Origin of the sequence: Sphingopyxis sp. 2PD (assembly GCF_005503695.1) — a bacterium.
In the GTDB taxonomy this organism is placed as follows: domain Bacteria; phylum Pseudomonadota; class Alphaproteobacteria; order Sphingomonadales; family Sphingomonadaceae; genus Sphingopyxis.
Map to the genome: position 1 here is coordinate 131,467 of NZ_SCMU01000004.1, position 13,021 is coordinate 144,487.

At 64.9% G+C, this 13,021-nt stretch carries 13 protein-coding genes; 7 read left to right on the forward strand and 6 right to left on the reverse strand.

The genetic code is table 11. From position 1 onward, the window contains the following. Positions 1 to 83 precede the first annotated feature (83 nt). The 3 genes from FFS18_RS06055 to FFS18_RS06065 all read right to left on the reverse strand — a co-directional run bounded on the left by FFS18_RS06055 (position 84) and on the right by FFS18_RS06065 (position 2,865). On the reverse strand, positions 84 to 878 hold the full coding sequence (locus tag FFS18_RS06055) for a sterol desaturase family protein (RefSeq protein ID WP_212743027.1): 795 nt from the start codon (positions 876 to 878) through the stop codon (positions 84 to 86). Positions 879 to 885: 7 nt separating this feature from the next. After that, entirely contained in the window at positions 886 to 1,527 is a 642-nt protein-coding gene (locus FFS18_RS06060) for a methyltransferase family protein (RefSeq protein WP_137870174.1), read from the reverse strand. A 177-nt stretch (positions 1,528 to 1,704) separates the two neighbouring features. Further along, positions 1,705 to 2,865, reverse strand: coding sequence for a GGDEF domain-containing protein (locus tag FFS18_RS06065; RefSeq protein ID WP_137870175.1), 1,161 nt, complete (start codon positions 2,863 to 2,865; stop codon positions 1,705 to 1,707). Between the two features lie 180 nt (positions 2,866 to 3,045). Between FFS18_RS06065 and FFS18_RS06070 the strand changes: the two genes are divergently transcribed. Then, positions 3,046 to 5,034, forward strand: a complete 1,989-nt coding sequence (locus FFS18_RS06070) for a lipoxygenase family protein (RefSeq protein WP_137870176.1) — start codon at positions 3,046 to 3,048, stop codon at positions 5,032 to 5,034. Positions 5,035 to 5,136: 102 nt separating this feature from the next. Here FFS18_RS06070 and purC read toward each other — a convergent pair whose 3' ends face one another. Continuing rightward, complete coding sequence (purC, locus tag FFS18_RS06075) at positions 5,137 to 5,916, reverse strand: phosphoribosylaminoimidazolesuccinocarboxamide synthase (RefSeq protein ID WP_037553641.1); 780 nt, start codon at positions 5,914 to 5,916, stop codon at positions 5,137 to 5,139. Between the two features lie 344 nt (positions 5,917 to 6,260). Between purC and FFS18_RS06080 the strand changes: the two genes are divergently transcribed. Beyond that, positions 6,261 to 7,184, forward strand: a complete 924-nt coding sequence (locus FFS18_RS06080) for a crotonase/enoyl-CoA hydratase family protein (RefSeq protein WP_120215380.1) — start codon at positions 6,261 to 6,263, stop codon at positions 7,182 to 7,184. On the opposite strand, the gene FFS18_RS06085 is transcribed toward FFS18_RS06080, so the two are convergent. After that, a complete protein-coding gene (locus FFS18_RS06085; RefSeq protein ID WP_137870177.1) occupies positions 7,181 to 8,812 on the reverse strand; it encodes an alkaline phosphatase D family protein in 1,632 nt (543 codons plus the stop codon). The genes FFS18_RS06080 and FFS18_RS06085 overlap by 4 nt on opposite strands. 72 nt (positions 8,813 to 8,884) lie before the next feature. Continuing rightward, a complete protein-coding gene (locus tag FFS18_RS06090; RefSeq protein ID WP_137870178.1) occupies positions 8,885 to 10,036 on the reverse strand; it encodes a DUF3667 domain-containing protein in 1,152 nt (383 codons plus the stop codon). A gap of 79 nt (positions 10,037 to 10,115) precedes the next feature. Here FFS18_RS06090 and FFS18_RS06095 point away from each other — a divergent pair, with 79 nt between their 5' ends. From FFS18_RS06095 to rsfS, 5 genes are read left to right on the forward strand one after another with little or no spacing between them, the layout of a single operon-like run. Then, a complete protein-coding gene (locus FFS18_RS06095) occupies positions 10,116 to 11,402 on the forward strand; it encodes a glutamate-5-semialdehyde dehydrogenase (protein WP_137870179.1) in 1,287 nt (428 codons plus the stop codon). 31 nt (positions 11,403 to 11,433) lie between these two features. Further along, complete coding sequence (locus tag FFS18_RS06100; RefSeq protein WP_137870180.1) at positions 11,434 to 11,688, forward strand: CopG family ribbon-helix-helix protein; 255 nt, start codon at positions 11,434 to 11,436, stop codon at positions 11,686 to 11,688. Beyond that, positions 11,685 to 11,972, forward strand: a complete 288-nt coding sequence (locus tag FFS18_RS06105) for a type II toxin-antitoxin system RelE/ParE family toxin (RefSeq protein WP_137870181.1) — start codon at positions 11,685 to 11,687, stop codon at positions 11,970 to 11,972. Before FFS18_RS06100 ends, FFS18_RS06105 begins: the two co-directional genes overlap by 4 nt. After that, complete coding sequence (locus FFS18_RS06110; protein ID WP_137870182.1) at positions 11,969 to 12,622, forward strand: nicotinate-nucleotide adenylyltransferase; 654 nt, start codon at positions 11,969 to 11,971, stop codon at positions 12,620 to 12,622. Before FFS18_RS06105 ends, FFS18_RS06110 begins: the two co-directional genes overlap by 4 nt. Continuing rightward, positions 12,586 to 13,017, forward strand: coding sequence for a ribosome silencing factor (gene rsfS, locus FFS18_RS06115; protein WP_443029457.1), 432 nt, complete (start codon positions 12,586 to 12,588; stop codon positions 13,015 to 13,017). Before FFS18_RS06110 ends, rsfS begins: the two co-directional genes overlap by 37 nt. The last annotated feature ends 4 nt before the right edge of the window (positions 13,018 to 13,021 follow it).

The window sequence follows — 13,021 nt, forward strand, 5'->3', positions numbered from 1 at the left end:
CACCGCTCCGCAAGCGGTCAAGCGATGCTTATCCGCCCGGGCGGTGGTTTTCGACCGACGACAGCATCATGGCCAAATATGGTTCAAGCCGCGTCCTTGGATTCCCGCTGAAACGGATAGACCATCTGGCGTCCGTAGCCCGGCGGCACCGGATCCTCGATGCCATAACGGTCCGGCATCGCATCGCGCCGCATCTGCGCGGTACCGAACAATATATCCCATAGCGGGAACTGCGCCGCAAAGTTGCGGTTCCAGTGCGCCGGGTCATTGGCATGGTGCCAATGATGGAAACAAGGCGAAGCAACGAGCCAGCTGAACGGTCCGAAACCGATCCGCACATTGCTGTGCAGCAGCAAGGTATGCCATTGGAAGACGACGAAGAAGATCGCCAACGCCGCATCGGAAAAACCCAGCGCAAAGGCGGGGATCAGCGAGGCACCCTTGGTCAATATCTGGTCGAGCGGATGGATGCGATAGGCGGCGAGCCAGTCGAGATCCGAGATGCTGTGATGAATGGCGTGAATGCGCCAGAGCGCCGGAACGGTATGAAACAGCCGGTGCATTGCGTAGAAGATCAGATCGGCGAGCAGCATCAATATGATCGTCTGGAGCCAGAGCGGCTGCGCGGCGACGCTGGCGCGAAAGGACGCCGGTACGGCGGCATCGCCCAGCCATATCGACAAGGCCGCGACCAGCCCGAGCCCGATTCCGATCGGGATACGATTGACCACACAATGAACGGCATCGGTGGTCCATGCCCGTCGCAGCGCTGGCTGTTGCGGGCGGGCCGGCAACATGCGTTCCAGCGGCCCGAAGATCAGGAGGACGATCAGGATCGCCTTGACGTCGATAAAGCCGAGCAGCCAGTCCATATCCATTGTCGGGTCAGAAGATACCGGGGAACAGCCGATACCGAACCCGCGCCGCCATCTCGCGATAGGCCGGATCGTCCATCAACACCCGCTCTTCGGCGACCAGCCGCGCGATATTCAACCCCAGCGCCAGCGCATAAACGGCAAAGTTCCAGACCGTGGGACCGCTGAGCAGGAAGCCGATATGCGTCAGCGCATAGCCGGCATACATCGGGTGCCGCACAAAGCGATACGGCCCGCCGATCTTGACGCCGCGATTGGCAGCAACGACGCCGAAGCTGCGGCGCAGGACGAATTTGGCATAGAGCTGGATAAACAGCCCCGCCAGCATCAGGAACAGACAGATCTGGAGCGGAACCAGCGGTACATCGCTCGACGGCACCGCGAGCATCGCGGCGAAGGTTCCGCCGAAACCCAGCACCCAATCGCGCGGACGCCGCGTGATCACCGTCGTGGGCCGCCGAATGAGCACGAAAAAGGCCACGCAGCCCTCGGCGAGCAGGATGATCCAGTTCTGCCAGGCTCCGCTCTCGACCGCCGCGGGGATCATCCGCGTCGCGAGCGCACCGAGCAGCAAGGTGACGACAATTTTTTCCAGCAGATCCCAGTTGATCGACCGCGTTTGGTCCGCCGCAGTAACCTTTGAAACGTCCATGCTGAAATCCCCACGCTATTTGACGATGCGTTAGGGAGAGATGGTTACCAAACCGATAAGATCGGGGTCAGAACGCGCCGAAATGCGGACATTCTGGCGAAGATTTCATCGATCGCGGCGCGATCAATATCGGGCGTTCGGACAAGCCTGCGGCAGGGACCGCCCGCGTCCGACGGATTAGGAATAAGCCTGGACGTCGCCGCCCGGATTGGTGCCGAACCGGCGCCCGCCGGGTTCGCCCGTCGCCGCGTGACCGCGGCCGGCAGCCTTGGCAGCATAGAGCGCGCCGTCGGCGACTTCGCACAATTGGCGCACCGTATGACCATGGTCGGGCCAGCGGGCCGTACCGACACTCGCGCCGACGCGGATCGGGCGACCGTCGATGCGATAGGGCGCCGCCAACGCCGCGAGGATATGGTCGGCAAGCGAGGTCGAAAGCAGCGGCGATCCGGCGGGCGCCAATATGGCAAATTCGTCGCCGCCCTGGCGCGCCACCATCGCGTGGGCGCCGCAGGCGCGGCGCAGGCGTTCGGCAATTTCGCACAGCAACAGATCGCCGACCGCGTGACCGTGCTGGTCATTGACCGGCTTGAACCCGTTGAGATCGAGCAGCGCGATCGCGAACGGCCTGCTTTCGTCGGCCTTGGCAATCTCTTCCTCGATCCGCAGGTCGAATTCGCGGCGATTGGCAAGACCGGTGAGCGGATCGGTGTGCGCAAGCTCGCGCATCTGCCGCTGGAGTTCGAGCAGGTCGATGACCTGCCCATGCTGCTGGACCACCATGCGGAGCAGGAACAGTGTCGCGATGACGAGGCTGGTCCCCGCTGCGATTTCGGGCGGGTTGCCCGACGTCAGCATCAACAGCGCCACCGGAGCGAGGCCGATGCCGAGATTGACGATGGTGGCAAAGCGGATCGACGACAGGCAATAGGCGGTCGCAAGCGATCCCATCGCCATGATCATCGCATAATAGCTGTGCGTGGCGGCGGGCGCGGCGAGCCAGTTGGTCACCGTCCAGACGCTGCACATCAGGCCGGTGGTACCCGACACCCAGCTCGCCTCGCGGATCATGCGTCTGGCGCGGCGCGGACTCATTCGTCGGCCGCGATTGTGCATGAGGAACAGGAAACCCAGAATACCGACGATCGCCAGGGTCACCGGAAAGCCGATGCGAATGATCGGGTGGACCGTTGCCACCCCGGCGTAGATCGCGGTCGGCGTCGTCGCCGCCAGCATCAGGAACAGCATCGGGGTCAGCGTTTCGATGCGATTGGCGCGCAAAATCGCGACATCGTCGCGGATCGCGTCCGGCACCGGCGGAAAAATCCGCGTGATCAATCTGTTAAAGACCCCCGTCATCCCCTTCGGATAACAAGCAGGGGTAAAGCATCGGTTAAGGATCGAAACCACGTCTTATCACAGGCCTAGGGGGTCGCAGCGGGCCAATGGCTTGCGAAATATTAACCATGTCCGGCGACAAGCGGCGACCGATTTCACGCGCCCGACAGGAGCCACACCATGTCCTATCCGATGCCGCCGCTGACCCCCGCCACTACCACGCCGACGACACCGATGCCGCCCGCCACCCCGACGCTGCCGCAGCAGGACACCCCTGCCGAACAAGCGGCGCGCGCGGCGCAGCTGACCGCGACGCAGGCGGTCTATCAGTGGACGACCGACGTCCCGACCCTGCCCGGCGTGCCGCTCGCCACCGCGGTGCCGAAGAATGACGAGCCGACAATCGCATGGTTCGTGATCCTGATCGGGGTCGGGCTGGGCATCGTCCGCAACGCGCTGGCCGTGAAGCTTGGCGGCGTCGACAAGGGGGAGCTCGACAGCCCGCGCGCCGAATATGAAGCCGCGCTCGCCGAATGCGACGCGATCGAGGCGTCGACCGCCAAGATCGCGGCCGACCATGGCGTCCACAACGGCGGCAATATCTTCGAACGGATCGTCGGCGATGTCGAAAATGCCGTCGCAGCCGCCGAACGCGACGCGCATATCGCGCTGCTGACAGGCTATAAGGAGCGGATCGAGGCGCTGATGAAGATCGATGAGGCGATGGGGCTCGGCAGCCGGACCCCGCGCAGCATCGAAGCGTATCGCGCGCTGTTCGCGACGCTGCCCGTGCCGGGGATCAGTTACATGTTCCAGGACGACAGCGAATTCGCCCGCCTGCGCGTGCAAGGTCCGAACTGCATGCTGATTGCCGCGGTCGGCGACGCCCTGCCCGCCAATTTCGGGTTGAGCGCGGCGCAATATGCCGCGGTCGTCAATGGCGACACGCTGGCCGCAGCGCTCGCCGACGGCCGATTGTTCATCCTCGACTACAAGCCGCTCGAGATCCTCGATCCCGGCACCTATGGCAGCCTCGCCAAATATGCCTGGCAGCCGATGGCGCTGTTCGCGGTGCCGCCGGGTGGGTCATCGCTGGTACCGGTCGCGATCCAGTGCGGGCAGGACCCCGCCGACTGGCCGATCTTCACCCCCTCCCCCGCCGCCGACAAGCTATGGGGCTGGGAAATGGCGAAGTTCGTCGTGCATGTTGCCGACGGAAATTATCACGAGCTGTTCGCGCATCTCGCGCGCACGCATCTGGTGATCGAGGCGTTCGCGGTCGCCACCCACCGCCACCTCGCCGAGGTACACCCCATCTGGGCGCTGCTGGTGCCGCATTTCGAGGGGACCTTGTTCATCAACGATCAGGCCGCAACCTCGCTGATCGCGGCGGGCGGGCCGATCGACCATATTTTCGCGGGCACCATCACGTCGAGCCAGCTCGCCGCGGTCGATGCCCGGCTGGCGTTCGATTTCTATGCCAAGATGCTACCCGCGGACCTCGCCGAACGCGGCGTTGGGGTCGATTCAGCGCTCGCAGATTATCCGTATCGCGACGACGCGCTGCTCGTGTGGAACACGATCCACGAATGGGCACGGCAATATGTCGACCTCTATTATGCGAGCGACGCCGATGTCACCGGCGACACCGAGCTCGCGCGATGGGCGATGTGCCTTGCAGGCGAAGCGAAGATCAAGGGTTTCGGCCCGATCGTCAGCCGCAAGCAGCTCGCCGAAATCTGTACGATGGTGATGTTCACCGCGAGCGCGCAGCACGCCGCGGTCAACTTCCCGCAAAAGGACATCATGGCATTCGCGCCGGCAGTCACCGGTGCGGGCTGGCAGGCGGCGCCGAGCGGCCAGCGCGGGCATGACAAGCCGGGCTGGCTCGCGATGATGCCGCCGATGGCACTGGCGCTCGAACAATTGAACGTACTCGAGCTGCTGGGATCGGTGCATTACCGCCCGCTTGGCGATTATCGCAGCAACGCCTTTCCCTACCCGACATGGTTTCAGGATCCGCGCGTCACGGGCGCCGAAGGGCCGCTGGCGTGGTTCCAGGCGGCGCTGACAGGCGTCGAGGCCGAGATCGTCGCGCGCAATGCCGAGCGGATGCAGCCCTATCCTTATCTGCAGCCGAGCCTGATTCCGACGAGCATCAATATTTGATCAAACTGTCGCCCCCGCGAAGGCGGGGGCCGCAGTCGGTCTACGCGGCGCTGCTGCGCTAAGCCGCCAGCGGCCCCCGCCTTCGCGGGGGCGACGCGCTGGTCAGCTGCCCTTTTTCTTCCGGTGGCTTTCAAGGTCGAGCACGGCATTCTCGCCGCCCTCGGGCATCAGCCCCAAACGACGCGCGACTTCCTGATAGGCTTCGACTTCGCCGCCGAGGTCGCGGCGGAAGCGGTCCTTGTCGAGCTTTTCGTTCGTCGTCATGTCCCATAGACGGCATCCGTCAGGGCTGATTTCGTCGGCCAGGATGATGCGGCTGAAGTCGCCTTCGTAAAGCCGCCCGAACTCCAGCTTGAAGTCGACGAGCCGGATGCCGACCGCGGCGAACATGCCAGACATGAAGTCGTTGATGCGGATCGCCATGTCCTGAATATCGTGAAGCTCGTCCTGGCTGCACCAGTTGAAGCAGGCGATATGCTCCTCGGCGACGAGCGGATCGCCGAGCGCGTCGTCCTTGTAGCAATATTCGATGAGCGTGCGCGGAAGCTGCGTCCCCTCCTCGATCCCGAGGCGTTTCGATAGCGTCCCCGCGGCGACGTTGCGCACGATCACTTCGATCGGCACGATCTCGACCTGCCGGATCAATTGTTCGCGCATGTTGAGGCGGCGGATGAAGTGCGTCGGGACGCCGATATTGCCGAGCAATGTAAAGACATGCTCCGAAATCCGGTTGTTGAGCACGCCCTTGCCGTTGATCGTCCCGCGTTTCTGCGCATTGAACGCGGTCGCATCATCCTTGAAATACTGGATCAGCGTACCGGGTTCGGGACCTTCATAGAGGATCTTGGCTTTGCCTTCGTAGATCTGGCGGCGACGGGCCATGGCGGTCAACTTTCTGTCGGAACCAAATGAATGGCCCCGGCAAGCGACTCAGGAAGAGGCGGCGCCGGGGCGGTCGGGCGGCCTATAGCGTCAAAGCAAGGGCGCGTCATCCCCGGCGTGGCGCTCGATCCTCCCTGTCGCGGAGCGATGGGGAGGTGGCAGCGCGAAGCGCTGACGGAGGGGCGATGGCGCCACCCGCGCTTGCCCCTCCACCACCGCTTCGCGGCGGTCCCCCTCCCCATGGCTTCGGCACAGGGAGGATTTCCCCTTACGTTTACGTCAACTAGAGCTTGCCTTAGTTCCCGGCGCTTGCGACGATGCTGCAAAGCCAAGGAGAGAGATGGATGAGCTTCGACCAGATTCGCCTCGACCGCCACGAGGGCATCGCGCTGCTTACGCTGCATCGGCCCGACCGGATGAACGCCTTCACCACCGAAATGATGCTCGAGATCGTTGCCGCACTCGATGAATGCGACGCCGACGACGGCGTCCGCGCGGTGATCTTCACCGGATCGGGCGACCGCGCCTATTGCGCCGGCGCCGACCTCGGCCAAGGCGCCGCGACCTTCGATTATGACAAGCGCACCGACAAGCAGGCGATCCTGCCGGACGGCATGTCGGCGAGCCCGGTGGCAGAGGATGGCACGATCGACTGGTCGCACCCGCTGATCCGCGATTCGGGCGGGCGCGTGTCGATGCGCATTTTCGACTGCAAGAAACCCGTGCTCGGCGCGATCAACGGCGCCGCGGTCGGGATCGGCGCGACGATGACACTGTCGATGGACGCGCGCCTCGCGAGCGAGACCGCGCGCTATGGCTTTGTCTTTGCGCGGCGCGGTATCGTACCCGAAGCGGCGTCGAGCTGGTTCCTGCCGCGGCTGGTCGGCATCCAGAACGCCGTCGACTGGTGCTATTCGGGACGGCTGATCGACGCCGCCGAAGCGCATGAAAAAGGCCTCGTCCAGTCGGTCCACGCGCCGGGCGAGCTGATCGACGCGGCGATCGCGAAGGCGCGCGAGCTGACCGAGCACAGCGCGCCGGTATCGGTCGCGCTCACGCGCCATATGCTGTGGCGGATGCTCGGGGCGCCGCACCCGATGAGCGCTCACCGCTGGGACAGCCGCGCGATCTTTGCCCGCGGTCGCAGTGCCGACGCGGCCGAAGGCGTGTCGAGCTTCCTCGAAAAGCGTCCCGCGAACTTCACCGTCAGTGTCGCAAACGACTATCCCTGGTTCGCCGAATTCGAGGATACGCCACCTTATAGCTAGGCCGCGTCATATTTCCGCCGTCCGCGCGCCACGGTCATGCTGTGGGTGCCTTTCAGCACCGGGCTATGGGTGCGGATCGTTTCGACGCTGTGCCAGTTTGCCGTTACGCGATCACGCGTCAGTTGCACCGTCACATAGCCGCGATCCTGGGTGTTCGCCCATTTGAGCTGCGGCGACGCGGCGCGCAGCGCCGACACCCGCGCGTCGTCGGAAATGCCGCGCGTATAGCCTTCGTAGCCGGGCGAGGTGACGCTCTGCCCGGCGATCTCGATCCCGGCCGCACGGCCGCCCTCACTGAGGTCGAACGCCCAGGCGTTGTGCGTATCGCCGGTCAGGGTGACCAGGTCGGCATCGGCGCGCTGGGCCGCGGCGAGCAACCGCGAACGCGCCGCCGGATAGCCGTCCCACGCGTCGAAGTTGAACGGCAGCCCCGCTTTGGCTGCAAGCTGCGCCGTTTCGACGCGGCGGCGGACAACGTCGGCCATGGTGGCGCCGAACCAATCCTTTGATTCGGGCGGCGTGAACAGGCTGCCCATCACCACCTGCTGCGCGCAGACCTGCCAGCGCGTGCCCGCTTTGGTCGAAGCGGCGAAGCCGTCGAACAGCCACTTTTCCTGCTCGGCGCCGATCATCTGGCGCGCCGGATCGCGATAGGCGGTTTCGGCGAACTGCCGCAGCCTGGCGGCCGTGTCGCCGCCGCCCGCCACGATCTCGTCGATCTCGAACGGCTTGTCGCGCCCCGTCACGCGCGTTTCGGGCAGGAAGATCGTCGCGAGGTCGCCGACTTGATAGTCGCGCCAGCGCGTATCGGCGACCGGCATCCATTCGCGATAGGCGCGCTCGGCAGCAGCCACGCGGTCGGGCCAGCCGCCCTCGCCCGCATTGTGATTTTCTGCCCCGCCCTTCCAGCTGTCGTTGGTGATTTCATGATCGTCCCATTGCGCGATCATCGGAAACAGCGCGTGCAACCGTGCGAGGTCGGGATCGCTGCGATAGGCGGCGTAGCGGAGGCGGTAATCGGCGAGCGCCACCATCTCGTGCGCCGGCTGGATCTCTCGCCCCGGCACCGCCTGTTTGAGCGAAGGATAATCGCCGACCGGATATTCATAGAGATAGTCGCCCGCATGGACGACCAGATCGATGTCCTGCCGCGCCGCAGCATGGGCATAGGCGTTGAACCAGCCGAACGGCAGGTTCGAACAGGAAAAGAGCGCGAGAGTGAAGGCGCTGGTCGGCCCAGCGGGCAAGGTGCGGGTGCGGCCGGTCAGCGATTTGGTGCCGTCGGGGGCGACGAAGCGGTAATAATACCAGCGGCCGGGTTCGAGACCCGTAACGACCAGCTTGGCGGTATGGCCGCGGTCGCCCATCGCGGTGACGCTGCCGCCACCCGAAATCTTGGCGAAATCCGACGTTTCGGACAATTCGGCGGTCAGCATCGTATCGCTGGCGGCGGCGTAGCGCGTCCATAGCAGCACCGAATTCGGCCCCGGCTCGCCGCTCGCGACGCCATGCGTAAAGCCCTGCGCCATCATCGCCGCCGCCGCGCCGGGCAGCGACAATGCCGCGAGCCCCGCGGTGCCGAGCGCAATCAGCTGGCGCCGATCCATTTCGCCCCATTGGTGATGCATCGCAAATCTCCTCCTCGATCGGCGGGTTCTTTGCCCGGCCTTTGTTACGATTCGGCGCCGCCAGCTTTAGGGTTACCCCATCACGCCGAGCGCGAGCAGCAGGAACATGAACATCATCACCGAGAACAGGCTGAAAAACAGCAGCAAATTGGTGCGGACAAACGCCCCGAACCGCGACGAACGATAGGCGCCACGCAGCTGACGATACATGTGGAACGGCACGTAAAGCAGCGCGAAGAAAGTCGCGAGTTCGCCGAAGATCGTCAGGTTGAGCAGCCGCACCACGACGAACAGCAGCAATATGGACGAGATCGAATAGGTGACGAAGACGAAATGGTCGTAGGTGTGGAAGCGCCGACTGAACGGATAGAGCAGCCACATGAAAGGGAGCGACAGCGGGATCAGCGCCCAGGCGAATTTATACGCGTTTGCCTGCACCTTGTAGAGCACGAGCGCCGGGTTCGCGAACGCCTTTTCGAGTCCGCGGTCGATGAAGGGCACGCCCGTGTCGACCTTGTTGCGCGAGATGAAATCGGCGCTCGTTGCCACCTGCTTGACCGGATCGTCGAGCACCGGGGGGCCCGCGGCGCGATCGGCCGACCGCTCGCTCTTGCTGCGCGCCCGTGCGACGCCAAGATATTCGGCGCTCTTCTGCAATATCTCGCGTTCGCTCTCCAGCTCCTGACGGCTGGCGGTCGCAATGTCCTTTTTCGCCAGCTCGGTGTCGATCCGGTCGACCTCGCGCTGAATGCTGTCCTTGATCGCGGTCGTCCGCGTCTGTTCGGCGACGGCCTCGTCAAAGCCCATGCCGTCGTTCAAGCCCCTTCCGAAATCGCCGCTGCCGACCATCGCGAGCACCGCATAGGTCAGGAACACCGCGAACAGGAACAAGGCGAGCGGCGAGATGAAGCGCGCGCGCTCGCCATGGATATAGCGGCGCGTCAGGTCGCCGGGACGCCAGGCGAGGAGCGGCAGCGTGTTCCAGATCTTGCCCTCGAAATGGAAGATCGCATGGACCAGATCATGCCCGATCGCGCCAAAGCTGCGGTGGACGTCGGCGCGCTGGCCGCAATGATGGCAGTGCGAACCCGTCAGGCTGGTGCCGCAATTCAGGCAGCGCACGCTGCCCGGCGATTCGCCCGTACCGCCATGCTGGGGTTCGACCGCGCGGCCCGCCAGCCCCGCGGTCACCGCCGCCCCGATACCTTCGATATCCCCGCTCATGCCGTCTTGCCTAAAGGCGGGCGAGGCTGGGCGCAACGGGACTTTCGGGCGCCACGCAAAACATGATAGTGGCAGCGCGATGAACGCCGAAGCTCTCTCTGCCCCGCCCCTGCCCAGCGACGCCGCCGCCCTGATCGCCGACATGGGCGCGCGCGCGCGCGTCGCGGCGAAACGGCTGGCGCTGACCCCGACCGCGGAAAAATCCGCGGCGCTGGTCGCCGCAGCGGCGGCGATCCGCGCCCGTTCGCGCGAGATCCTCGCCGCCAACGCCGAAGATATGGCCGCGGGACAGGCCAATGGCCTGTCGAGCGCGATGCTCGACCGACTGCGCCTCGACGAAGCAAGGCTCGCCGGGATCGCCGACGCGATCGACGCCGTCGCGGCGCTGCCCGATCCTGCGGGCGCCGAGATCGACCGCGTGACGCGCCCCAATGGCCTGGTGCTCAGCCGCGTGCGCGTGCCGCTGGGCGTCGTCGGGATCATCTATGAAAGCCGCCCCAATGTGACCGCCGACGCCGCGGCGCTCGGGCTGATGTCGGGCAATGCCGTGATCCTGCGCGGCGGCAGCGAGGCGGTGCATTCGAACCGTGCGATCCATGCGGCTTTTGCCGCGGGCCTCGTCGAAGCGGGCCTGCCCGCCGACGCAGTGCAACTGGTGCCGACGCAGGACCGCGCCGCGGTCGGTGCAATGCTGCGCGCGCAGGGGCTGATCGACATCATCATCCCGCGCGGCGGCAAAGGCCTTGTCGCCCGCGTGCAGGACGAAGCACGGGTGCCGGTGCTCGCGCATCTCGACGGGATCAACCATCTCTATATCGACGGCGCGGCCGATCCAGCAAAGGCCGTCGAACTCGCGGTCAATGCCAAGATGCGCCGCACCGGCGTCTGCGGCGCGACCGAGACGATCCTGATCGACCGCGCCTATGCAGCGCCGCTCGCCATCGTCGATGCGCTGGTCAAGGCGGGCTGCGAAGTGCGCGGCGACAAGGGCGTCGCGGCGCTGAGCCCGCATGTCGAGCCCGCATCGACCGGCGACTGGGACACCGAATATCTCGACGCGATCGTCTCGATCGCGATGGTTGACGGCCTGACAGGAGCACTCACACATATCGACGCGCATTCGAGCCGCCACACCGACGCGATCGTCACCGAAGACGCTGCCACCGCCGAACGCTTCCTGAGCGGGGTGGACAGCGCCATCGTCATGCACAACGCCTCGACCCAGTTCGCCGACGGCGGCGAATTCGGCCTTGGCGCCGAAATCGGCATCGCGACGGGGCGGCTGCACGCGCGCGGCCCGGTCGCACTCGAAGGGCTCACCACCTATAAGTGGCTGGTGCGCGGCACGGGACAGGTCCGGCCTTGAATCGTTTGTATACAAATGATACAACGCGCTCATGAGCAAGCATTCTGTCATTTCCGCGCGTATCGATGCTGAAACGCTCGAACTGGTGGACAAAATCGTCGCCGAGCAAGGGCGCAGCCGGGCATGGTTTGTAGCGCAAGCAGTCCGGCACGCCGCCGAACAGGAAGCACGCTTTGCCGCCTTCATCCAGGAAGGCCGCGACGACATCGCCGCCAGTCGGGTGGTGGACCATGCCGACGTCCTGAAGATGATGGATGACATGATCGCCGTTCACGAGGCCCGATGACCCGAATAATCTGGTCGGAAAAGGCCGTTGCCGATCTGGTCGCGCTGAACGATTGGCTTACCGAATATCGGCAGCCGCGGGAGGCAGCCGAATCCATCCGGGCGATTCGCGATCAGGTCGCTAATCTTGACCGATTCCCTGCGGTTGGCTCGCCCATTTATGCCGGTATGCGCAAGCTTCTGATCAAAGGACAGCCATTTGTGCTCTTGTACGAAGTGGCGGATAGTCGCCTTCTGATCCTGCGCCTCGTCCACAACCGCAGCGACTGGCAGTCGCTCCTGTGATCCCCACCGGCCTCCTCGGTGGCAGCTTCAATCCCGCGCACGGCGGGCATCGCGCGATCAGCCTCAATGCGATCGAGGCGCTGGGTCTCGACGAACTCTGGTGGCTGGTGTCGCCGGGCAATCCGCTCAAGCCCAAGGCGGGCATGGCGTCGCTCCCCGCGCGGCTCGGATCGGCACAGCGCATGGCGCGCCGCTCGCCGATCCGCGCGACCGCGATCGAGGCCGAACTCGGCACGCGCTACACGATCGACACGCTCAAGAAGCTCGTCCGCCTGTACCCCAATCGCCAGTTCATCTGGATCATGGGCGCCGACAATCTGGTCCAGCTGCCCCAATGGCGCGACTGGCGGGAAATAGCCCGTTTGATGCCGATTGCGGTAATCGCGCGTCCGGGCTATAACGACCGCGCCCATGCAAGACGTGCGATGGGATGGCTGCGGCGCTTTGTCCGGCCCGCAGACCAGAAGAAGCATTGGACAGACTGGAGACCGCCCGCCCTCGTGTTCCTGCGATTTTCGCCCGATGTGCGATCCGCAACTGCGATACGGCAGGCCAACCCCCGCTGGTTCGAACGCTATGAAGGCCGCGCGCTGCGCGACCCGATCACGCGTTCATGGCTGGTGGAACCGACCAAGAAAGGACGCATTTGATCTCCGCCACCCAGGGGGCCGCCACCGGCGCCGCACCCGCAAATGACAGCGTGGAAGCGCTCCACGCGCTGATCCTCCACCAGCTGGACGAGGACCAGGCCCAGGAAACCATTTCCATCCCGCTTGCCGGCAAGAGCAGCATCGCCGATCATATGGTGATCGCGAGCGGCCGGTCGACGCGCCATGTCTCGGCGATCGCCGAAAAACTGGCGCAGCGGATCAAGCAGGAAGCGGGCCGCAGCGTTCGTGTCGAAGGACTGCCCAATGCCGATTGGGTGCTGCTCGATGCGGGCGACGTCATCGTCCACCTGTTCCGTCCCGAGGTTCGTAGCTTCTACAATCTCGAGCGCATGTGGTCGTTCGGCGACGCGCCGCCGGTCACGCTGGCAAATTGACGTT